Annotated in this window: 22 protein-coding genes and 1 pseudogene; 16 read left to right on the top strand and 7 right to left on the bottom strand. The window is 37.2% G+C overall.

Annotated features, from left to right (window positions below; all coding sequences use genetic code 11):
• Positions 1-6: 6 nt before the first annotated feature.
• The 4 genes from CYJ36_RS20565 to CYJ36_RS20550 all read left to right on the top strand — a co-directional run bounded on the left by CYJ36_RS20565 (position 7) and on the right by CYJ36_RS20550 (position 3,641).
• Entirely contained in the window at positions 7-1,875 is a 1,869-nt protein-coding gene (locus tag CYJ36_RS20565) for a PTS fructose transporter subunit IIABC (RefSeq protein ID WP_101569132.1), read from the top strand.
• Between the two features lie 103 nt (positions 1,876-1,978).
• Positions 1,979-2,284, top strand: coding sequence for a hypothetical protein (locus CYJ36_RS20560; protein ID WP_101569131.1), 306 nt, complete (start codon positions 1,979-1,981; stop codon positions 2,282-2,284).
• Between the two features lie 264 nt (positions 2,285-2,548).
• Positions 2,549-2,992, top strand: coding sequence for a DUF6376 family protein (locus CYJ36_RS20555; protein WP_101569130.1), 444 nt, complete (start codon positions 2,549-2,551; stop codon positions 2,990-2,992).
• A 34-nt stretch (positions 2,993-3,026) separates the two neighbouring features.
• The gene (locus tag CYJ36_RS20550) at positions 3,027-3,641 is read left to right on the top strand and encodes a serine/threonine protein kinase (RefSeq protein ID WP_101569129.1); all 615 of its coding nucleotides are present in this window, start codon (positions 3,027-3,029) and stop codon (positions 3,639-3,641) included.
• Between the two features lie 44 nt (positions 3,642-3,685).
• Here the strand turns inward: CYJ36_RS20550 and CYJ36_RS20545 are convergent, their stop codons facing one another.
• Positions 3,686-4,537 carry a TetR/AcrR family transcriptional regulator gene (locus CYJ36_RS20545; protein ID WP_101569128.1) on the bottom strand — a complete coding sequence of 284 codons (852 nt, stop codon included), beginning with the start codon at positions 4,535-4,537 and terminating at the stop codon, positions 3,686-3,688.
• A 274-nt stretch (positions 4,538-4,811) separates the two neighbouring features.
• Here CYJ36_RS20545 and CYJ36_RS20540 point away from each other — a divergent pair, with 274 nt between their 5' ends.
• From CYJ36_RS20540 to CYJ36_RS20525, 4 genes are all read left to right on the top strand, one after another.
• The gene (locus CYJ36_RS20540; protein WP_101569127.1) at positions 4,812-8,015 is read left to right on the top strand and encodes an efflux RND transporter permease subunit; all 3,204 of its coding nucleotides are present in this window, start codon (positions 4,812-4,814) and stop codon (positions 8,013-8,015) included.
• A 357-nt stretch (positions 8,016-8,372) separates the two neighbouring features.
• Positions 8,373-8,510 (top strand): hypothetical protein, encoded by a 138-nt coding sequence (locus CYJ36_RS24175; RefSeq protein WP_219621142.1) that lies wholly within the window; start codon positions 8,373-8,375, stop codon positions 8,508-8,510.
• Between the two features lie 90 nt (positions 8,511-8,600).
• Complete coding sequence (locus CYJ36_RS20530; protein WP_224768192.1) at positions 8,601-9,296, top strand: MgtC/SapB family protein; 696 nt, start codon at positions 8,601-8,603, stop codon at positions 9,294-9,296.
• A gap of 75 nt (positions 9,297-9,371) precedes the next feature.
• A complete protein-coding gene (locus CYJ36_RS20525; protein ID WP_101569125.1) occupies positions 9,372-10,358 on the top strand; it encodes a Gfo/Idh/MocA family protein in 987 nt (328 codons plus the stop codon).
• A 311-nt stretch (positions 10,359-10,669) separates the two neighbouring features.
• Here the strand turns inward: CYJ36_RS20525 and CYJ36_RS20520 are convergent, their stop codons facing one another.
• Positions 10,670-11,581, bottom strand: coding sequence for an exonuclease domain-containing protein (locus tag CYJ36_RS20520; protein WP_180850511.1), 912 nt, complete (start codon positions 11,579-11,581; stop codon positions 10,670-10,672).
• 125 nt (positions 11,582-11,706) lie between these two features.
• Here CYJ36_RS20520 and CYJ36_RS20515 point away from each other — a divergent pair, with 125 nt between their 5' ends.
• The 3 genes from CYJ36_RS20515 to CYJ36_RS20505 are packed head-to-tail and all read left to right on the top strand — an operon-like array spanning position 11,707 to position 13,422.
• Positions 11,707-12,120: a BlaI/MecI/CopY family transcriptional regulator gene (locus tag CYJ36_RS20515; protein ID WP_101569123.1), complete on the top strand. Its 414-nt coding sequence runs from the start codon at positions 11,707-11,709 to the stop codon at positions 12,118-12,120.
• 1 nt (position 12,121) lies between these two features.
• Positions 12,122-12,973 carry a M56 family metallopeptidase gene (locus tag CYJ36_RS20510; RefSeq protein WP_101569122.1) on the top strand — a complete coding sequence of 284 codons (852 nt, stop codon included), beginning with the start codon at positions 12,122-12,124 and terminating at the stop codon, positions 12,971-12,973.
• A 59-nt stretch (positions 12,974-13,032) separates the two neighbouring features.
• Positions 13,033-13,422, top strand: coding sequence for a DoxX family protein (locus tag CYJ36_RS20505; RefSeq protein WP_101569121.1), 390 nt, complete (start codon positions 13,033-13,035; stop codon positions 13,420-13,422).
• 27 nt (positions 13,423-13,449) lie between these two features.
• On the opposite strand, the gene CYJ36_RS20500 is transcribed toward CYJ36_RS20505, so the two are convergent.
• Entirely contained in the window at positions 13,450-14,286 is an 837-nt protein-coding gene (locus tag CYJ36_RS20500; protein ID WP_101569120.1) for an STAS domain-containing protein, read from the bottom strand.
• A 152-nt stretch (positions 14,287-14,438) separates the two neighbouring features.
• Between CYJ36_RS20500 and CYJ36_RS20495 the strand changes: the two genes are divergently transcribed.
• Positions 14,439-14,936 carry a CBO0543 family protein gene (locus CYJ36_RS20495; protein WP_101569119.1) on the top strand — a complete coding sequence of 166 codons (498 nt, stop codon included), beginning with the start codon at positions 14,439-14,441 and terminating at the stop codon, positions 14,934-14,936.
• Positions 14,929-15,393, top strand: coding sequence for a CBO0543 family protein (locus CYJ36_RS20490; protein WP_101569118.1), 465 nt, complete (start codon positions 14,929-14,931; stop codon positions 15,391-15,393). Before CYJ36_RS20495 ends, CYJ36_RS20490 begins: the two co-directional genes overlap by 8 nt.
• Before the next feature lie 586 nt (positions 15,394-15,979).
• Here the strand turns inward: CYJ36_RS20490 and CYJ36_RS20485 are convergent.
• The 4 genes from CYJ36_RS20485 to CYJ36_RS20470 are packed head-to-tail and all read right to left on the bottom strand — an operon-like array spanning position 15,980 to position 18,713.
• Positions 15,980-16,276 carry an antibiotic biosynthesis monooxygenase family protein gene (locus CYJ36_RS20485; protein ID WP_101569117.1) on the bottom strand — a complete coding sequence of 99 codons (297 nt, stop codon included), beginning with the start codon at positions 16,274-16,276 and terminating at the stop codon, positions 15,980-15,982.
• 15 nt (positions 16,277-16,291) lie between these two features.
• Positions 16,292-16,747 carry a heme-degrading domain-containing protein gene (locus CYJ36_RS20480; protein WP_101569116.1) on the bottom strand — a complete coding sequence of 152 codons (456 nt, stop codon included), beginning with the start codon at positions 16,745-16,747 and terminating at the stop codon, positions 16,292-16,294.
• Positions 16,748-16,761: 14 nt separating this feature from the next.
• Positions 16,762-17,949 carry an MFS transporter gene (locus CYJ36_RS20475; RefSeq protein WP_101569115.1) on the bottom strand — a complete coding sequence of 396 codons (1,188 nt, stop codon included), beginning with the start codon at positions 17,947-17,949 and terminating at the stop codon, positions 16,762-16,764.
• Between the two features lie 35 nt (positions 17,950-17,984).
• The gene (locus CYJ36_RS20470) at positions 17,985-18,713 is read right to left on the bottom strand and encodes an IclR family transcriptional regulator (RefSeq protein WP_101569114.1); all 729 of its coding nucleotides are present in this window, start codon (positions 18,711-18,713) and stop codon (positions 17,985-17,987) included.
• Between the two features lie 454 nt (positions 18,714-19,167).
• Between CYJ36_RS20470 and CYJ36_RS20465 the strand changes: the two are divergent.
• From CYJ36_RS20465 to CYJ36_RS20455, 3 genes and pseudogenes are all read left to right on the top strand, one after another.
• Positions 19,168-19,865, top strand: a pseudogene (locus CYJ36_RS20465) (SAM-dependent methyltransferase).
• Positions 19,866-20,414: 549 nt separating this feature from the next.
• The gene (locus tag CYJ36_RS20460; protein WP_101569113.1) at positions 20,415-21,020 is read left to right on the top strand and encodes a group-specific protein; all 606 of its coding nucleotides are present in this window, start codon (positions 20,415-20,417) and stop codon (positions 21,018-21,020) included.
• Positions 21,021-21,174: 154 nt separating this feature from the next.
• Positions 21,175-21,411, top strand: a complete 237-nt coding sequence (locus tag CYJ36_RS20455; protein WP_101569112.1) for a hypothetical protein — start codon at positions 21,175-21,177, stop codon at positions 21,409-21,411.
• The last annotated feature ends 8 nt before the right edge of the window (positions 21,412-21,419 follow it).

Below are 21,419 nucleotides of genomic sequence, written 5' to 3'. Positions count from 1 at the left end.
ACCAAAATGAAAATTACCGATCTATTAACTAGGGATACAATCATTCTTGATTTGCATGCACGGTCAAAAGAGTCCGTGATTGATGAAATCATTGAGACACTTGATCAAGCAGGAAAATTAAGAAATAAAGAAGAGTATAAAACAGCTATTTTGGCAAGAGAACAGCAAAGTACAACTGGAATTGGAGAGGGAATCGCCATTCCCCATGCGAAAACAAGTGCAGTATCGCAGCCTGCGATCGCATTTGGCCGTTCTAAACAAGGAGTAGACTATGAATCTCTTGATGGACAAAAGGCACATCTGTTTTTCATGATTGCTGCTTCAGAGGGTGCTAACAACGAGCATTTGCAAACGCTTTCCAGATTATCCAGCTTTTTGATGGATCCAGCTTTTAAGAAGAAGCTTGAGGAGGCATCTTCAAAAGAAGAAATTCTGGCTGCCATTGATCAAAAAGAAAAAGAGATGGAAACAGAGGAAGAACCTGCAGTTTCATCCTCGAGCAAAAAGATTTTGGCAGTTACAGCGTGTCCTACTGGAATTGCCCACACATATATGGCTGCCGATGCACTAAAAGCAAAAGCGAAAGAAATGGGCGTCAGCATCAAGGTGGAAACGAACGGATCAAGCGGAATTAAAAATGGTCTGACAGCGGAAGAAATTGCTGAAGCAGATGCGATTATTGTGGCAGCTGACAAGCAAGTCGAGATGGACCGATTCGCAGGAAAGCACGTCATTCAAGTGCCGGTCGCACAAGCGATCAGAAAGCCTCAGGAATTGATTCAAAAAGCAGTTGATCAAGATGCGCCTCTATTTAAGAGCAGTGGTGCGAATAAATCTGCAGATTCACAAAAAACAGGAAGAACGGGTTTTTATAAGCACTTAATGAACGGGGTTTCGAATATGCTTCCGTTTGTGGTCGGAGGCGGGATTCTGATTGCCATTTCCTTTATTTTTGGAATTAAAGCAGCAGATCCAAACGATCCTTCCTATCACCCAATTGCAGAAGCACTTAGCACAATTGGCGGAGGTAATGCGTTTTACCTTATGATTCCTGTCCTTGCCGGATTTATCGCAATGAGTATTGCTGATCGTCCGGGCTTTGCGCCAGGTATGGTCGGAGGACTCATGGCCGCTACAGGCGGCGCTGGATTCTTAGGCGGTTTAATTGCCGGCTTCTTGGCAGGGTATTTAGTTGTCGGTCTTAAAAAGGCATTCAGCGGATTGCCGAATTCACTTGAAGGCATTAAGCCGGTCCTTCTCTATCCGTTATTCGGTATTTTGCTGACAGGTTTGATCATGATGTATATCGTCATTGAACCAGTCAAAGCGCTTAACGATGGATTAACAGTATGGCTTAAAGGCATGGGAACTGGTAACTTAGTCCTTCTAGGATTGATTTTAGGCGGAATGATGGCAGTCGATATGGGAGGTCCTATAAACAAAGCAGCATTTACATTCGGAATTGCCATGATTGATGCTGGAAACTTTGCTCCTCATGCAGCTATTATGGCTGGCGGTATGGTGCCTCCTCTTGGGCTTGCTTTATCAACGACTTTCTTCAGAAAGAAATTTACGAAAGCAGAACGAGAGGCAGGAAAAACAAATTATATTATGGGGGCATCCTTTATTACAGAAGGAGCGATTCCATTTGCAGCTGCAGACCCGGCACGTGTCATCCCGGCAGCTGTTATCGGTTCAGCAGCAGCAGGAGCTCTCACCATGATTTTTGGAATTGGTCTTCGCGCACCTCATGGCGGGGCATTCGTCATTCCAATTGTTGACGGCAACCCGCTATTATATATCGCAGCAATCTTAATTGGTTCTCTAATTACAGCTGCAATGGTTGGGTTTATGAAAAAAGAAGTGAAAGAATAATAGGAAATGGCCTATTCACATTGATGAATGGGCCTTTTTTACATGAAGCCACTATTTTTGATACAATAAGAATTATCTGCATTAAATGCTGGGAGGAACGAAATTGAAAGATCACATCTTTTACGACTTTTGGTACTTAAAATCTGAAGAAATCAATTTGGATGGTTCTGATACAGGAGCCGTTGCTTATGAAGTGGGCATTAATGTATTTGCTGATGAACAGTTTGAAAACCTTTTGGACGATGTCCGGATTTCTGGCTTAAATAAAGAAGAGATGCTTAGCTTTAACCTATCAAGTGCTCACCATTTATTTGGGAAGCTTGAAGAGGAAGGACTGCATAGTATCGTTCATGATATTAAAACAGCAGGTTATTATTTTGTTATGGGTGAAAAAATTTCAGTTGGATGATTATGCTAAAAAGCAGTAAAATTGACCACGTGCTGCCTTAATTGTATAATGGAGATAACTTAAATATCTATTCCTTTAAAGGGGAGTAGCTTTTACAGCAAAGTCGTCAATACGGGATCCTTCCCCGGCTTTGCTGGCAGCGGATGTTGTTAGCGAGACCTTTGCCGATTATTTGGTGAAGTCTCTTTCGAAAAAGACGTTATGACCAAGTAATTGGATCTAACGTCTTTTATTTTTCTTAAAATTGTATAAAGGAGCGGTATGATGAAATTTTTGAAATTGTTTGCTGTTTTGTCATTGGTCGTGCTTAGCGGATGTTCGTTGCTTGAGGGTGTGAATTCTTCTTTACAATATGCGAATGATACAAAGGACTATATTAATGAGGCAAGTTCTTTTGCCGAGGAGCTTCCAGCGCTTGCTGAGGAAGCTGTAAGCAACACAGAAGCAAGAAAAGAACTAGAGCAAAAGCTTACTGATATGAAGGAAGAGATAAAGGCATTTAATGAAATCGAGGCGCCAGGGATAGCCGAAGATGTTCATAATCAGCTTGTCAGCTACAGCGAATCTTTGGAGGCTGGAATCGACTCCGCCCTAAAGCAAATAGATAATGGAGAATGGAATATTCAAGTTTTGGAAGACTCCGGGATACTCAAAACGGTAAATGAGATGACAAGTATACTTGATCAAATTGAACAACTGGGATCTTAAGAGAAAACAGACAAAGAGAAAGGGGGTTCACAAAATGACTGAATACAAGACTTTAGCTAACAGTGTAAAGATTGGGGGCAGAGGAACACGAGCAAAGCTGCTTGACCATGACCCGACGTTATTATTTATCGGAGCTGGAAGAAGTGCCTATGTCTTTAAATTGGCAAAAGAGAAAAAAGCGCTGAAAGTATTTTTTCCTTCCTTTACTCACATCGCAAAGGAAGAAGCCGAAATTTACAGAACTCTTCAGGGAATCGAGTATTATCCAACCATTTATGAAGCTGGCGAAAACTATTTAGTCATCGATTTTATTGACGGAAGTACACTTTTTGAATGTGTAAGCAAAGGGATTTCGATTACAGATGAACATATTATTGAAATTGATAAAGCACTGATGCACGCAAAAGGAAGAGGGTTAAATCCATCGGATATTCACCTTCGCAACATTTTTATCACGAATCATGGTGAAATTAAAATGATCGACGTCGCCAGGTTTAGACAAACGAAAGATTGTACTCAATGGGACGATTTGAAAACAGCTTTCGAGAAATATTACCGCAAAGCTTATTTTCCAAAAAAAATACCCGTAGCCTTGATGAATATCATTGCCGCATTATATAAGAGAAAGCTGATTCCATTAGCATCTTAATGCAAAAAAGAGAGATTTCTATTTAATGAAATCTCTCTTTTTTTCTATGTGAGGTTAATGCGATAATAAGCTGCAATGACTTGCTGAAGCTCTGCTAAACTCGGATCCTGATTCAAGTTCGCAAGCATCCCTTGAATGACAGCGATTCTTGGAGTATCCTCTTTTATTTCTGCTTCAAGCACTTCGAGTGTTACACGAAGATCTCCCGAAAGCTGCTCTTTGGTGTGTTCAATTTTAGCTAAGAGTTCATCTCTGCTCATCCTTGCACATAGTCCGAATAATGAATCCTCTATCTCATTTGAAAGAATTGGCTTTTCATTAGAGACTTTCAATCCAGCCACAACATCATCCATCCTTTTCAAAAGAAAAGAAGCCAGGTCATCTAAATTTAATTCTGCTTTTTCTAGAATAATAAATTTCAAATACGAATGAATCATTCCTTGAAGAATCATGCTTAAATCCCAGATGTAGGTCTCAATAGACGCACCATAGATGGCAAGCAATGATTTTTTAACAAACAGATTGGACTCTGCATTCATTTTTTGAATAAAAGCGCCAATAGAAGGATTATTTGGAATCGCATTTTCCCTCATTTGCATAATAATAAAGTCTTTATGCTTATTGATTTCATTAAACTGACAGGAAAGCTGGGCGATTAAAAGATCACGCGGTTCTAAATCCTGATTCTTCACTTCTTCCATCTTTGAATGAATCAATTCAAAATGATATTTGAACGTTTCAAGCAAAAGGGCATCCTTTGATTTGAAATAAAGGTAAAAGGAACCTTTTGAGATTTCGCATTCGTTTACAATATCCTGAATGGATGTAGATGTAACGCCTTTTTTAGCGAAAAGCTTCATAGCCGCTTCAATAATCCGTTTCTCTTTTTCCTTCATCATGTAATCTCCTTATATATCGGTAAAAAATGATTGAAATTGTATGAAAGATTTCTGTTGCACTTAAGTTTATTCATTTTCTGCCTCAGTCAGAAAGTTCTTCTGCATAGGAGATTTTCTGTCCGAAGATAAGTAACTTTCTGACTGAATGTTCACATTTACAAAAAATTCATTCTTAGAATGGTTATTTATGATTGACTGTAACTGACTGGTCATTTATATTATTAATTATTATGACCAGTCAGTCAATAAAAATAAATTGCCGGAGGACAGCATGAATCAGATCATTAATTTTGTTTTGAAAAACAAGTTTGCAGTGTGGCTTCTTACCATTATCGTGACAGTTGCAGGACTATATTCAGGTTTAAATATGAAACTTGAAACAATCCCTAACATCACAACACCAATTGTAACGGTCACAACTGTTTATCCTGGAGCAACTCCAGAAGAGGTAGCAGAAAAGGTCACGGAGCCTATTGAACAGGCCGTGCAAAATTTAAATGGAGTGAACGTTGTCAGTTCAACTTCTTTCCAAAATGCATCATCCATCCAAATTGAATATGCTTTTGAAAAGGATATGGATAAAGCAGAAGAAGAAGTAAAAAGCACACTTTCCGATCTTTCTTTTCCAGAAGGAGTGAATGAGTCGGATGTTTCAAGACTTAGCTTAAATGCCTTCCCTATTTTAGCATTAAGTATATCAGATGATGAACAATCTTTAAGCGATTTGACTGCACTCACAGAGGATGAAATTGTTCCGGCATTAAAAGGACTTGAAGGTGTATCATCTGTTCAGGTATCAGGACAGCAAGTTGAAGAAGTACAATTTACATTTAAAGAAGACAAGATGAAAGAATACGGTTTAGATGAAGAAACCGTTCAAAACATGATTAAAGGCTCTGATGTAAAATTCCCACTTGGATTATATACATTCGGAGATAAGGAACAATCTGTCGTTGTCGATGGAAATATCCTAAGTATTGATGATTTAAAAAATATGGAGATTCCTTTAACTCCGTCCGGCGGTGACAGTTCTGGCCAGCAGCAGGCTGGGCAAGGGCAAAGCGGCATGCCGGGACAAACTGCTCCTGGAGCGGGTCAGGCATCTAGAACTGAACAAGTGCCAGGATCAGCACAGGCACCCCAGACATCTCAGCCTGTAGAACTTCCGACAGTTAAGCTGTCTGAACTGGCAGATATTAAAACAGTTGGAGAAGCAGAATCGATCTCAAGAACAAACGGAGAAGAAGCAATCGGCCTTCAAGTTGTTAAATCTGCGGATGCAAATACTGTAGATGTAGCAAATCTTGTAAAAGAAGAGCTTGCGGATTTTGAAAAAGAATATGACAATCTTGAAATCCTTTCAACATTGGATCAGGCTGAACCAATCGAGGAATCAGTCAGCACAATGCTAAGCAAAGCTTTATTTGGAGCTATCTTTGCGATTATCATTATTCTCTTATTCTTAAGAGATATTAAATCAACTTTGATTTCAGTTGTTTCCATTCCGCTTTCTTTATTAATTGCTGTTTTATTATTGAAGCAAATGGACATTACGCTTAATATTATGACGCTTGGCGCGATGACGGTAGCGATTGGACGCGTTGTCGACGACTCTATTGTCGTTATTGAAAATATTTACCGCAGAATGTCGCTGCAAGGTGAGAAGTTAAGCGGAATGAACTTAGTTCGGGAAGCTACGAAGGAAATGTTCGTTCCCATCATGTCTTCAACAATCGTTACAATCGCGGTTTTCTTGCCATTGGCATTAGTGAATGGAGTCATTGGAGAGCTATTCCTTCCATTTGCCTTAACCATTGTTTTTGCATTGCTTGCATCATTGGTAGTGGCAGTTACGATCGTTCCGATGCTTGCGCACAGCTTATTTAAAAAGGGGCTGTACGGAGGGGAAATTAAGAAGCATGAAGAGCATAAACCTGGCAAAATGACAGGTGCTTACAGAAACATTTTGAATTGGTCATTAAACCACAAATGGATTACATCTGGTATTGCAGTCCTGATGCTTGTAGGCAGCTTGTTCCTTGTTCCTGTTATCGGCGTCAGCTTCCTGCCTTCAGAGGAACAAAAACTAGTGTATGCAACATACAAACCTGCTCCGGGAGAAACAAAAGAGCAAGTTGAAGAAGTTGTTGCAAAAGCAGAAGACCTATTAATGGATCGTAAAGATGTATCATTAGTGCAGTTTTCATTAGGCAGCGAAAACCCGATGAATCCGGGCGATACCAATAGTGCTGTTTTCTTCATCGAGTATGAAGACGATACAGAGAATTTTGAGAAAGAAAAAGAAAAAGTCATTGAAGATCTTCAAGCAGAAACCGAGCAGGGAGAATGGGCAGCACAAGACTTCACTCAAAGCGCTGGAAGCAATCAAGTTCAATTCTTTGTTTACGGCAATTCAATAGAAGATATTGAACCTGCAGTCGCGGATATTGAAGAAATTATGAATAACAATGGAAGTTTTAAAAATGTAAGCTCAAGTCTTGCTGAATCGTACGATGAGTATACATTTGTTGCAAATCAGGAAGAACTTAGCAAGCTTGGGTTAACAGCTGGTCAAATCGGGATGGAGCTAAGCCCGCAAAGAGAACGTCCAGTCCTGACACAGATTGAAAAAGATGGTGAAGAAGTCAGCGTTTATCTGCAAACAGAGGAAGAAACGTTTGATGATATAAATGATTTAACAGATAAAACCATTACATCGCCGCTTGGCAAAGAAGTGAAAATTGGAGATGTTGTGTCAATTGAAGAAGGAAAGACGTCAGACACGGTTACAAGACGTGATGGACGTATTTATGTACAGGTTTCCGGAGAACTGACAACAGATGATGTTGCAAAAGCATCTGCTGATGTTCAAGAGAAGGTGAACGGAATTGACTTGCCATCCGGCGTTGACATTGACACGGGCGGAGTAACAGAAGATATTCAAGAATCCTTTACACAGCTTGGACTTGCAATGCTGGCAGCAATTGCAATTGTTTATCTTGTTCTTGTCATAACATTCGGCGGCGGACTTGCGCCATTCGCGATTCTGTTCTCCCTTCCATTTACCGTTATCGGTGCATTGGTTGGATTACTGATCGCAGGTGAAACCATCAGTATTAACTCAATGATTGGAGCACTGATGCTGATTGGAATCGTAGTGACAAACGCGATTGTTCTCATCGACCGGGTTATTCACAAAGAACGAGAAGGCCACACGACTAGAGAAGCATTGCTTGAAGCAGGAACGACACGTCTTCGTCCGATCCTGATGACAGCTATTGCAACAATCGGGGCTCTCATCCCGCTTGCCATTGGACTTGAAGGCGGAAGCGGCATTATCTCAAAAGGCCTTGGTGTAACAGTAATCGGCGGCTTAACAAGCTCAACGCTGCTTACATTGCTGATTGTGCCGATCGTTTATGAAATCATGAGCAAATTCAAACGTAAAAAAACGAATACCATTGAAGAAGAATAAAAATTTGAACAAAGCATCCAGCTGGGTGCTTTGTTTTTTTATGAAAATGAAAACCCCAGGCCAAAAAGCTTTCAGCGAGAACCTAAAAAAACTCTTCCGAGGTGCTAGATGTATTTGGTTTATCGGCCAATACTTAGCGCTCCAGCGAAATGGTGCCCTAGAAAACGGAAAAAGCGAAATCCATGTCCCTAATAAAGCGAAATGGTGCCCTAGAAACTGGGAAAATCGAAGTCTATGTCCCCAATAAAGCGAAATGGTACCCTAGAAACTGGGAAAATCGAAGTCTATGTCCCCAATAAAGCGAAATGGTGCCCTAGAAACTGGGAAAATCGAAATCCATGTCCCCAATAAAGCGAAATGGTGCCCTGGAAACCGGGAAAAGCGAAATCCATGTCTCCATTTAAGCAGAATGTAGGCATAGGTATGGTTGATAAAAGTAAAAATGAATCGATTAAATCTAAAGTTAGTCAGTCAAAAGGCAAAACAGGAACATGACAAAATACACATAGGAACCACTAGTACCGAATGGTATAATGATTGAAATTAAAATAGAGCAAACTAGAGATAGAGAAGAGGGTGAAGGGCTTGGAAGATATCATTGTTCAACTGGACACGATTTTAAAATTATTTTTGTCATTATTAGTCGGGATCATTATCGGAATTGAACGTGAAATCAAGAAAAAGCCGCTTGGGCTGAAAACAACAATTGTCATTGCGGTCAGCTCATGTCTTTTAACAATGATTTCAATTGAAGCTGCATACACATTTTCAAATGAATACAATCGTCCGATGGATCCTCTCAGACTTGCTGCGCAAATCGTTTCCGGAGTCGGCTTTCTGGGAGCGGGAGCAATTCTGCGCAGAAGCAATGATGTAATCAGCGGGCTTACAACGGCCGCAATGATTTGGGGAGCAGCCGGTCTAGGGATTGCGATTGGTGCAGGATTTTATCAGGAAGCGCTTATTGCCCTTATTTTCATGATCGGATCAATTGAGATCATTGCACCTTTGGTAAAAAAACTCGGACCAAAAACGCTTAGACTCAAAGAATTAAAGGTGAAACTGACAGTTCCTGTAAACGTCAATATATCTGATATCCTGCACTCGCTCCGCAAAAAAAACATGAAAATCAAGTATGTAAAGATTAAAGATATTATTGACCGCGATCTAAGAACAGTTGACTTGATTCTGCTGATTAAAAATGATCGTTATACTTCAGATGTCTATGAGGATATTAAAGAAGTAAAAGGCATTGAATCAGTTGAAGTTGAATTAATTTAAGCACACGTCAAGTAAGACGTCTGGTGCTTCCTTATGATATTGTAATAGCAAACAGGATACATAGGAGGAAACAAATTGATACGTTTTGGAATTGTAGGAACAAACTGGATTACAGACCGCTTATTAAAAGCAGCGATGCAGGTCGAGGATTTCTCGCTGAAGGCTGTTTATTCAAGATCAAGTGAAAAAGCGGAAGAATTCGCTGCAAAATATGGAGTAGACCTAACATATACAGATTTAGAAAGCATGGCAAAAAGCGATGAAATTGATGCAGTCTATATCGCAAGTCCTAACTCATTGCACGCTGAACAAGCCATTCTTTTCATGAATCATAAAAAGCATGTATTATGTGAAAAACCGCTTGCTTCCAATGTTAGTGAAATAACAAAAATGATCCAAGCCGCAAAAGAAAATCGCGTGCTGTTAATGGAAGCGATGAAATCAACGTTTCTTCCAAACTTCAAAAGCATTCAGGAAAACCTGCATAAAATAGGAACAGTCAGAAGGTATGTAGCGAGCTATTGCCAATATTCATCACGCTACGATGCATATCGTTCGGGAACCGTGCTGAATGCATTTGATCCATCTTTTTCAAATGGATCACTGATGGACATTGGAATCTATGCCTTGTATCCTTCGATTGTTCTTTTCGGAAAGCCGGAAACAATTAAAGCGAGCGGCTTGCGCCTAAGCTCAGGAGTTGACGGCGAAGGAAGCATTCTCCTTCAATATAAGGATAAAGATGCTGTGATGATGTATTCAAAAATAACAGATTCAAAGCTTCCATCTGAAATTCAGGGCGAAGAAGGCAGCATAATTATTGATCGGATCAGTACGATTGAAAAAGTGGAAATTCGTTACCGTGACGGCAGAGTAGAAGACATCTCGAGACCGCAAAAAGAAGATACGATGTATTACGAAATAAAAGAATTTATCGACTTAATACAAAATGATCTGTACGAATCAAACATTAATACGTATGAAAATTCCATCAAAGTCATGGAAGTTATGGATGAAGCAAGAAAGCAAATAGGTGTGGAGTATCCTGCTGATCATAAATAAAAGCAGTTCCGAGCCAATCCGAAATGGGTTGGTTTTTTAAAAAGGCTGTTTTCGCATTGATTTTTTTGGGGTTATTAATCGTACCCGTGGATTTCCGCTGCAGGCACTTGTATCCTCCTCTATTTCCCGCAGGAGTCAAGTGCCTTCCGCTACAATCCACTAAAGGTTTTAACCATTTTTTCTAAAACTTTATGAAAAGAGCCTTTAAAAAAATCTTGAAGAAAAATACCTTGATACCAATAGAGTAATTACGATTTAACGATGTTGGAATATCAAGGCCAAACAAAAAAGAACAGCTGTATGCTGTTCTATTAACCGTTAGTAGAATGAACCTTTACCTTTGCTGATACTTCAATCGTCATTTCAATCCTGCAGCCATGTTCTCCTTTTTCATTTTCCATCTTTTCAAGAACTTTTGCTGTAACTTTATATGATTCATTCATATAGGTATTCATTTTTTTGCTGTGAACTGCGCTTAAAAATCCTAGATATTGCTTTGAAAATGAGAAGACATGAATTCTGCCAGTTGCTTCATCTTTTTCTAAAAGAACAGGTTCGCTTATTGTAAGGTCCGGAAGAAAGTTTTGCGGGCTCATTCCGTTTTTATCTTTTTGTTTAACACCTGAGAGTGAAGCCTTAAACGATTTTTTCTGTTCCTTCGATTTGGAAGAACGTTCTGTCAAAGCAACATTTAAATAGGACTTCCCTTCATAATTTGAGCTTTTCAACAGCTGATACAGCTGGTTCACATCGTCTAAAGCACGGTGAGTCTGGATAGCTGCTAAGCCGTGGCTATGTAACAAGCTGATTAATTTCGCACTCCGATACCCGTACGTTTTCCACGGAATGTTTCTTGCAGAGCAATACCATTTCTTTGAATAAAGCTCAGGATACATCTTAGCTGTAAAGCTGCGGTCAAATGAGGCATTATGGGCAATAATAAAATCTGCTTTTTGAATTGCTGATTTTATTATTTCATCATTAAATGATTTTCCTTTCACATCTTCGAAAGGAATTGAGTGAATTCGGTAAGCAAATTCATAATTCTTTCTGGATGAGAGAGATAGCGGTTCTCTTAAGTAAGAATGCTCCTCTGTTATCTCTAAAAAAACGTCTGTGTCCGTCTGATAGCGGAACAGCACGTAACCAATTTCAATTATCTCATCCTGTATGGGAGATAAGCCTGTTGTTTCCACATCAAGAATCATTCCGGTAAGAATCATGCATTTCTCCTCCTTTTCTATTAATCTACCATCTATTGATAGGGAGAAACAACTAAATCCTTCTTTAGTCATTTGACTAGTGGCTTCATTGGCATTACAATTTGTAGTGTGAGGTGTTTAATTCTGTGAAAATCCAAAATTATAAATTCAATGAAAAAGGGTTAAATCGTTTTTTTGGCCCTTTAGAGGCTAAAATTATGAACATCCTTTGGAATTCATCTGAACTGGCGATTAAAGACGTGCAGCAGAAGCTTGAAAAAGAGAAAAAGACGAGCTTTAACACTGTAATGACGGTGATGAACCGCCTGGTGGAAAAGGAAGTTTTAACAAAACGGATGGAAGGAAGAGGCTCTCTCTACCGGCCTGTTTTAACAAAAAATGACTTTCTTGAAAGGCAATCAAAAGAATTGACGAATGGCCTAATTGATGAATTCGGGCAACTTGTTGTCAGTCATATGATTGATAGTTTAGAGGAAGCCGATGAAAGTTTGATTGCAAAATTAGAACAAAAAATAAAAGAAATGAAAAAGGAAAAATAGCATGTGGGAAAAAAGATCCAGACAATTATTTTTAACATGTGTGTCCATTTCGCTCATTTTGCTTATTCAAATGTCCATTTATCTTTTTCACAAATTTCTCGGTCTCCCGATTGAATTTAATCTGATTCAATTATGCAGCACTGCCTTGCAGTCACTAGGGTTTACATCACTGGAAATTCTGCTTGAAGTCATTGTTTATGCGACCATATGCATGACAGTATATAAAGTACTGAAGCAGCTTTTTCTTTCCCAGCAGCTTTACAAGAAAATGAGGCCTCTGACAAACGGTATGTTGACTGCTCACTATAACCAGCATTTTTCTCTGCCTAAAAATACGATTCTGGTTATAAATGATCAGTCTATCATTTCATTAACGATGGGATTTATTCGGCCGAAAATTATTCTTTCCACAGGGCTGCTGAATCTATTGGATGATAGTGAAAAGCAAGCTGTGATTCTTCATGAGATTTTTCATCAGAAAAATAGAGATCCGCTGAAGCTATTCATTTTATCTGTAAGTTCATCGGTGATGTGGTATATCCCGATTCTCAGCTGGTTTTATCTAAAATACAAAATGATTAGGGAAATCCTGGCTGACCATAATGCCATCAGCAGGCTTGAATCTTCTGCATATTTAGGAAGTGCACTCTTAAAACTTTTGAAAAACAGCCATAAAAAGAAGCGTTTATCCTTTTCATATGCACCTTTTGCTGATACAGCCATTAATCTTAGAATGCAAAAAATTATTGATCCATTAGCAGAGGCACCGCTGGATTTGCCTTTTCAAAAAGCGGCTATTTCATTGATAGTGTTTTTTATGCTGCTGGCCATGTTTTTAATAGAGCTATCTTAAAAATTTTTAAGGAATTACACTACGTTTTGTAGTATTAATTGATAAAGGGGAAGATACATATGACAAAAACGACAGAAATAGGTGTACTGATTTTACGAGTATCATTAGGATTTATCTTTTTTGCTCATGGATTGATGAAATTTCAGGGAGGAGTAGGCAATACAGCAGGTTTTTTTGACAGTATCGGTGTGCCGGGATTCCTAGCTTATCCGATTGCCATAATTGAAGCTGCTGGGGGAATTCTCTTAATTCTTGGGCTTGGAACAAGAGTGATTGCGGCACTATTTGGACTGATTATGCTGGGCGCCATTTTTACTGCAAAGCTTGGAGCCGAATTTATTGGAGGGTTTGAACTAGATGTCGCATTACTTGCAATATCCACCTTCCTTGTCCTTTGCGGAAGCAGGTTTCTTGCACTGGATCCAGTGATTTTTAAGAATAAGGAATAAACAAAAAAGACGTGATTCACGTCTTTTTTAATTGCTTTGATCTCTAAATAAATATCTCAGCGCGTGCTTCAGCTGTCCAAATGTTGCAAGGTTTCCAAAATCAATACCTAATTGAGTGGCGGTTTGTGCAATTTCAGGACGAATTCCCGTTATCGTTACGTCTATGCCTAGAAGCTTTAGCATCTGAATCATTTTAAATAGCTGTCCTGCAACCATCGTGTCAATCAATAAAACACCTGAAATATCAACCACAATATAATTTAATTTAAGCTCTTCCGCTTTTTTGATGGCGGTTTCTGATATAAGCTGTGCGCGATGCGTATCTATATCGCCAACAATCGGCAGGATACCAATTTCATCTGAAATAGGAATAATAGGGGTAGTCAATTTATAGATGATTGTTTTTTGAGCTTCAATTCGTGCATCTGAAACCTGGTAATAATACCGGGTAAATAATTCGATTGCATGATCAAAGGCAGAATGAATGCTTTTACTCCAGTAAAGAATATCTGCTGAAGTGATCCCATCTTTATGAATCGATATATACTTTTCGACATATTCCCAAAAAATGAACCGAAAACGTGTAAATTGATGAATCGTACGGTAAAGCGGGGTTTCTGACAGCGCTCTTTCGGTAGCAATTTCCTGTGCCCAGCTGCTAAGGCGGTCATTTAGAGGATCTTCCAGCAAGTTAACAAGGGTCATAATAAAGAGCTTATTTTGCTCTTTAAGTTCTTTTGTCATATGGTCAGGTGTATCACTCGAATAAACGGAATTAGGTTCATATGTTCTTGAATGAAGCCACTCTGCTGTCATACTGTCTGCATGCTCTCTTAGAAAATCGTGTAAAGCCTTTGTTTTCATGAAAGTCTCTCCCGTCTAAAAAAATAAACGATCTATGTACAACTACTGTATCATAAAAAAATTATTCATCCCATATCTGCCATTCAGTCTTTCTGCATAATTTCCTTTTTTGAAGTAAATAGTAATAAAAAAACGGAAATGGGAAGAGTACAATGCTAAATGGCAGATTAATTATTGCAGCATCAATTATTATTGGTATTTTATTAATTTGGAAGCTGGTTCCGAAAGAGCGGGCAAGGGAAGCATGGATTCCATTTCTTTCTCTTGGATCCTTATCGTGGGCAGCGGGTTTATTTGTCGTAGAAATGGGATGGATTAGTTATCCTATTCAGCTTTTAAGCAAGGAAAATCAGATAAATGAATCTAGCTTTACATTTGAATTTTTCCTCTTTCCTATTTTAGCCATCCTTTTTAGTTTATATTATCCATCCGAAAAAGGGACTATGATTAAGTGGCTGTATGCTTTTGTATTTTCGGCGGTTTTTACGGCTGCAGAAGTCATTCTGGAAAAATATACAAATGTTGTGAAATATGACGAGTGGAAGTGGTATTGGACATTCTTTTCCGTTGTGCTTGTGTTAATGCTCAATCACCAGTATGTTAAGTGGTTCAAAAAAGGTCTGAGGCCATCTGGAGAAAACCATGCGTGAATTGATCGTGCTAGTTCTGATATGGGCTGCTGCCATTCTTTTGCTTGTTTTCAAAGTGCCAAGAGAGAAACGCAGGGATGCCAACATTGTTTTTTTGTTTTCACAATCCCTAGCATGGCTTTACGTTTACATTCAGACATTTACAGGTAATATGGAGTTTCCTTTTCGAGAGTTTCATGAATCTACGAAAATGAGCTTTTCGTTATATTATATTTTTTATCCTGCGATTTCTGTTTTTTTTATCTTGTATTACCCAAAAAAAGGTTTCCTGAAAAAATGTGTCTACTTTGGAATGTATGCTTATGGGATACAAGGATTTGCTTATTTGCTTGCACAATATACTGAGTTAATAACCTATAATAATTATAGCCTTCTGATGCAGTTTTTCATAAATTGCGGCATTCTTATCATCGTCAGAGGTTTTTATTACTGGTTTCAAAAAGGATTCGTCAAATAGAAAGAAACCGGCCAAATTAAACTAAGGGGTTCCGCTTACGGGGGGAAAACAGTAAATAGCACTAAAAACAGCAGGATAATTCGCATATGAATTAGACCTGCTATTTTTGTTGATATTACAAGGTTTTTAACCGTTTTCGAGCAGAAATAGTTTCCTATTTAGCAGCATATTTAGCAATAACGATTGTCCATTATAAAATTAGTGTGCGAATTAGTGTGCTAATTGGCTTATAGATTCTCGAATTATTTTATAACAGGATGATGACTACTGAGCCACATTAAAATGGAATTTTAATGATATTATTATAAATAATGGATATTTCATTAAAGGGCAGTTTAATTGAAGAATGACTTCAACCTTTTTGTTCAACAATCGGGCCAGATTGTTGAATATTTTAGTTTTAAAAAGTTTTTTTGTTTATATTATTTAAATCATTGGTCACGGTGGAAAAAGTTTAAGAGCATTCAGCTACTGTTTAAAACTTTTTGACATACAAAACAAATGAGGCATGAGTCCGATTGAATACCGAACTCATGCCTCATAAAGGCAGTCTTTTATAACTGTATACTTGACAGGTACATGTTGATTAATCATATTTTAGTTCTGTATAGTGCAAGATTTTCGGATAACTATCAAAGAAGTATCTGAGCATAGAGTCCCATTTCTTGAATTTAGCACTCCCTACAAAGCCATCAATATGGTCTTTTAAACTATTCCAATTAACAAAGAGTATAAAATGAGTTGGATTCTCTTTATTTTGAAGCAGTTTGTGAGATAAGTACCCCTCAGAACTGCTTAAAATAGGGAATGCTTCGTTAATTGTCTGTTTAAACTCCTCCACTAACTCTTCTTTGATGATTAACATGGCATATTCGACAACCATTTGTTCATAAACTCCTTATTTTTTTAAGAAACGTTTTACTCCCTCGACAGCATAATCGTGATCAAGTTGAGGTGTAAGCCCTGCTACTGTTACACTCCCAATTACGCCTATGTCTTTATTACGTATAGGGAAAGAGCCTCCTATAGCTTGATAATCAGATGATTGAAGAAGAGAGCTTTCATCATGGGTCGTTCCTTGCTTTTCGAATCTCGCTCCAATAAAATGTGAGCTTCTGTTGTAATGATCCACTACGCGTTTTTTTCGATATAGCCAAAATACATTTTCTTCAGAAGTACCATCCATTAGATAGGTGAATAAAGGTACTCGATTACGCTCAATATGAATAGCTACTGCTTTGTTATTTTCTTTTGCATAATTAATTAATGTCATACCAAGATTTAGAGCATCTTCATTTGTAAATGTTTCAAATTGTAATTCCTTTTCTACGTTTTCTAGTTGTTGTAAGTTCATAAATAAACTCTCCCTTAAAATAGTTTTTGTTTTTTATCTAATTTATAATTCAGTACGGATAGAAGAAATGCGAATGCCACCATAATCGCACCAATCCATGCCGTATCTAAATACGTTAAATAGTCTACTGCTAATCCACCTAAGGTAGATCCTGCAGCGATCCCTACATTAAAGGCTGATATATTTAGTGCAGATGCAATATCTTTTGCAGAAGGAACCAATTTTTCAGCAAGCGTTACAATGTACGCTTGAACTCCTGGAGACATCATAAATGCAAATAAACCTAACAAAATAATAGATAAAATACTTAATCCTTTACTAGGTAGTAGTATCATTTGTAATAAAAGTACGGTACCTTGGATTAAAAAGACGAAGCGTAATGATTTAACTGGATGCTGATTGGCCATTTTCCCACCTACTATATTTCCAATGGCAACGGCAACTCCATAAACTAAAAGCAGCAATGAAATAGATCCAGCTGAGTACCCACTGATTTTTTCCAGTATAGGAGCGAGGTAGGTAAATAACGAAAAAGTTCCACCAAAACCTAATGCGGTCATTAATAGTGCCAGTAGAATTCGTTGATTTTTCACAAGTTGCCCTACATCTTTAAGAGTAGGAGGATTTGTTTGTCTGTTCACTTTATCAACGGCAAATACATTTACGATTAGCCCAATAATGCCGAGTACAGCTACCGCACCGAATGTAGCGCGCCAACCAAACTGTTGTCCAATATAAGTCCCCATTGGAACACCAGCTATGGTTGCTACTGTTAATCCGGTAAACATAATTGAAATAGCAGTTCCTTTTTTGTTTTCTGGTACGATATCGGCAGCGACTGTAGCTGCAATTGCAAAAAATACACCATGTGCGATAGCAGTAATAAATCGTGAGATCATTAATACTTCATAAGTTTCTGCAATAGCCGAAATTGCGTTACCTAAAATGAAAACCATCATTAAGATGAGTAAAAATCCTTTTTTTGGAATACGCCCTGTAATAGCTGTTACAATTGGAGTTCCAACAGCTATTGCTACTGCATAACCAGAAATTAAAGTGCCAGCTTTTGTCACCGAAATAGATAGATCATCAGCAACTGTTTGAAGTAAACCTACAATGACGAACTCGGTTGTTCCAATGGCAAAAGCACTAATAGCCAAAGAAAATAATGCAATGTATACTTTTGTTGACATCTCTTTCATCTATTCTCCCTCCTCAAATTTTAGGATGTTTTCCATCAAAGCATTTTCGATATACGTAAACTACATTGAATAAGTTTTTTACTAAAAGTTTTATCTAATTTTTTATTCAACCGAAGGGCTGGACCAGCTATCGCAACTGCTGAAATCATATTTCCCTCAAAGATGACAGGAGCAGCAATACAGCGTAAGCCTATTTCTGTCTCTTCGTCATCTACTGCGTATCCTTGCTTACGAATGACCTTTAGGTGTTCTTTTAATAAGTGTAAGTCTACAAATGTATTTTTTGTATTTTGCACTAATGTTAATTCTTTAAGGATTCCTTCGAGCTTGGTTTTGTCTAAAAAAGCTAATATGACTTTTCCTAGAGCACTTAAATGTACTGGAGCCCGGTCACCAACCTCTGAGTGTGCCCTCATTGAATGAGTGCCATCAACAACTTGTGCGGTGACTACTTCCGTACCATAAAGGATTCCAACATAAGCTGTTTCTCCAACTTCTCTACTCAATTCATATAAAGGTGGAACCGATAACCAATTTGCTTTTGAGTTAAAGGAAGACAAAGATCCCATCTTATTTGTAAGACTATAGGAATTATCAATTTTTTTAACATAGCCCATTATTTCAAGGGTATATAACAAACGAAAAGCTGTTGATTTATTAAATGAGAATGTTTGTATAACTTCACGAAGTGTCATATCTTTTTCTTGCAAAGCATCTAAAATTAGAAGTCCTTTTTTCAGTGTAGCTACTTCGTATTGCTTCAATGGATTCACCTCTCTTTCGTACGTTGTTCATAATAAGATATTGAGAAATAAGATTCAAAAAAAGAGAAAAAGTTTCTATAGTTGAAACAAAACCTTTGAATAACGATAGTATTAAGTAACATTTTTCTTCATTAGATTTAGCATTCAAAATATAAAATGAATTATTCACCCTTGATGGAATATGAATAGTGGGAGTTTCGGTAGATATTGGATATATTATATAGAGTTCGACAAGGAAGTAAAAAGGAGAATAACGAGAATGGAAGATAACTGAAGATAATGGTTAATATATTGCCTTATTCCACAATCGGGCGCTTGAATTGAAGATCATAATGAGTTGCTTTGGCAGCTCATTTTTTATGCCTAATTCAACTAAAGAGCAGGTTATTTCAAAAAGAAAGTCAAAAAAAGGTTAATATTACCACTTTGTTCGTGGTAATATGAATTAGAAGAGGTGAGTTTAGTTGAGCAGAGTACAAAGTTAGATTTAGAGCGAATTGTTTTTATTGGGAGAACCTTTGACGAGTATTTGGATATGTTCTCGCTTTCAGAAGAAGAACTACAAGGGAAGAAAATACTCGATTGTCCAGCTGGAGCTTGTTCATTTACTGCTGTTGGTAACAAATCAGGTTTAGAAGTAACAGCTTGCGATATTGCTTATTATTATTCCGGTGAAGACCTAAAGAATAAGGGCTTACAGGATATTGATCACGCGATGGAGCATATGCAAAAAGCCCAAAATAATTATAAATGGGATTATTTCAAAGATATAAAAGGTCTTAGAAACCATCGTTTAAATGCCTTACAAGATTGTACCAAAGATATAAAGGAATCTAGCGAAAGATACATTCCCGTTACATTACCTTCTTTAAGAATGAAGAATTTGATATTCTTCTCTCTGCACATTTTCTATTTATGTATGCGGATAGATTAGATTATCACTTTCACATAGAAACGATAGATGAGTTATTGAGAGTAACGAAAGAGGAAGTTCGTATTTTCCCTTTAGTTGATTTAGAGGGAAAAAGATATGAGCATTTAGATAAATTAATAAGTTATCTGGCTGACAAAGGCTGTACAGTTAAAGAAGTGAAAGTTCCATATGAATTTCAAGCGAATGCTAACTCGATGTTAAAAATAAAAAAAGGCTAATAAAGAAAGGGGAGACGTAAAGACGTTGCCCCTTTTATTGCATTATCTGGGTTTTAATCAAAGAAGAGGGTTAGCCTCTTTTTTGTAGAATGCTTTTTTTCATCGGAGACTTAAAAGAACACGAGAAAGTGCAATTTGGTCCATTTGGAAGGGGGATGAAAATGAAGAAAAATCTAGAAGAACAATATAAAAATTCATCAAATTTAAATACTCGTATCAATATATGATGATTGCCTGTTCAAGTAAGCTTCTTCACTGGATTTATTATATCTTAAAACGGAAAGAGACTTTCAGGGCTTGAACCATTAATTAACCAAAAATGTAAAAATAACCCTGTATTTTATAGAGGGTTATTTAGTATGATTAATTTTAGTATAACATGATTTTTTAAAGGAATTTCAAGAAAAACTTGACCTTTAATTAGCTGGTATTGTGGAAAAGTATGATCGCTCCATATATATAGGTGTTTTGGATGGTTTGTAATTCCTTTTTTTGTTTATCCAGCTAAATATATTTATGTTTAAAAACTATTTGTAAGGTGTGGTTTTCTTGAAAAATAAAGATGACAATAATTCATTTGTTTTAGAATTGAATGCACCATATTCGTTAAATTATTTAATTTTTATGCAGAACATTACATTAAATAATTCTAACGATGATAAACCTTTATTTCCTTATTTGGACAGTACAAACTGGGGATTAAAAAAAGATGAAGAATTCGCAGGTACATTTCGAGAAGTATGGAATACAGCAGTTCAAAAAAATAGTAGTAACAGAAAATACGATCATAATGGGATATTGAAATACGATGTTACGCTATACCAAAGCTTCTTTGAAAATAATGAAAAAGGAACTCAAGGTTTTAATGAAAGCATAAAATCATTTTTGGCTTGGTGGGATAGGGTATATGGGAAATTAGCTGTCCAAAGTGTGGTCGAGCCATATGGATTAGATGATATATATATAGAGTTATCTAAATCAATAAAGACATCAAGTGAAAAACGTCTATATATCGATTTAATTTATGATAAACCTGCTATTGCACAATATATTGCAAACTCGTGGCATTGTGTGTTGCCAGTTGAAGAAATCTTACATACAAAATACAGAGTAAGGTTATTAGCCAAGCTACTAAAATGTTGTGACAATGATTAATAATTGTATCTTACATTAATTCAGCAATCGGGGGCTTTTCTGGAATATACTTGCAGCGTGGATGTTCTAGGATGATCTTCAATAATCGGGCAGTTTAGTTGAATAAGAAATGATATAATAATGTAAAAAAAGAGGGAGTCATATAGGAGTCAACATGACTATTTTAATGATTATTTTTGATATTTTTTCATTTTTAAGTTTGATATTTTTTTCATTTAAAAATAAAGAGTTTTATCAAAATGAAACTATAAATGCAGATCCTGGAGATGTTTTAGGGGAAATATTTTTATATATTATTAATTTATTACCGTGGTATTTAAAAAAACTATTTATGATGCTACTTTGTTTGGGTTTATGCATTTTATGTTTGAGTTATTTTATTTATGAGTAACGGATTGT

Origin of the sequence: Bacillus sp. UMB0893 (genome assembly GCF_002858905.1) — a bacterium.
Lineage (GTDB): Bacteria > Bacillota > Bacilli > Bacillales > Bacillaceae > Bacillus_P.
Note: the sequence above shows the minus strand (reverse complement) of the source record. Positions and strands in the feature narration are given on the sequence as shown.

Excerpts from the sequence above, each read along its gene's own strand:
- CYJ36_RS20565 (WP_101569132.1), top strand. The coding sequence starts at position 7 with ATGAAAATTACCGATCTATTAACTAGGGATACAATCATTCTTGATTTG.
- CYJ36_RS20555 (WP_101569130.1), top strand. The coding sequence starts at position 2,549 with ATGAAATTTTTGAAATTGTTTGCTGTTTTGTCATTGGTCGTGCTTAGC.
- CYJ36_RS20550 (WP_101569129.1), top strand. The coding sequence starts at position 3,027 with ATGACTGAATACAAGACTTTAGCTAACAGTGTAAAGATTGGGGGCAGA.
- CYJ36_RS20545 (WP_101569128.1), bottom strand. The coding sequence starts at position 4,537 with ATGAAGGAAAAAGAGAAACGGATTATTGAAGCGGCTATGAAGCTTTTC.
- CYJ36_RS20540 (WP_101569127.1), top strand. The coding sequence starts at position 4,812 with ATGAATCAGATCATTAATTTTGTTTTGAAAAACAAGTTTGCAGTGTGG.
- CYJ36_RS24175 (WP_219621142.1), top strand. The coding sequence starts at position 8,373 with ATGGTGCCCTGGAAACCGGGAAAAGCGAAATCCATGTCTCCATTTAAG.
- CYJ36_RS20520 (WP_180850511.1), bottom strand. The coding sequence starts at position 11,581 with ATGATTCTTACCGGAATGATTCTTGATGTGGAAACAACAGGCTTATCT.
- CYJ36_RS20510 (WP_101569122.1), top strand. The coding sequence starts at position 12,122 with ATGTGGGAAAAAAGATCCAGACAATTATTTTTAACATGTGTGTCCATT.
- CYJ36_RS20505 (WP_101569121.1), top strand. The coding sequence starts at position 13,033 with ATGACAAAAACGACAGAAATAGGTGTACTGATTTTACGAGTATCATTA.
- CYJ36_RS20500 (WP_101569120.1), bottom strand. The coding sequence starts at position 14,286 with ATGAAAACAAAGGCTTTACACGATTTTCTAAGAGAGCATGCAGACAGT.
- CYJ36_RS20495 (WP_101569119.1), top strand. The coding sequence starts at position 14,439 with ATGCTAAATGGCAGATTAATTATTGCAGCATCAATTATTATTGGTATT.
- CYJ36_RS20490 (WP_101569118.1), top strand. The coding sequence starts at position 14,929 with ATGCGTGAATTGATCGTGCTAGTTCTGATATGGGCTGCTGCCATTCTT.
- CYJ36_RS20485 (WP_101569117.1), bottom strand. The coding sequence starts at position 16,276 with ATGGTTGTCGAATATGCCATGTTAATCATCAAAGAAGAGTTAGTGGAG.
- CYJ36_RS20480 (WP_101569116.1), bottom strand. The coding sequence starts at position 16,747 with ATGAACTTACAACAACTAGAAAACGTAGAAAAGGAATTACAATTTGAA.
- CYJ36_RS20475 (WP_101569115.1), bottom strand. The coding sequence starts at position 17,949 with ATGAAAGAGATGTCAACAAAAGTATACATTGCATTATTTTCTTTGGCT.
- CYJ36_RS20455 (WP_101569112.1), top strand. The coding sequence starts at position 21,175 with ATGACTATTTTAATGATTATTTTTGATATTTTTTCATTTTTAAGTTTG.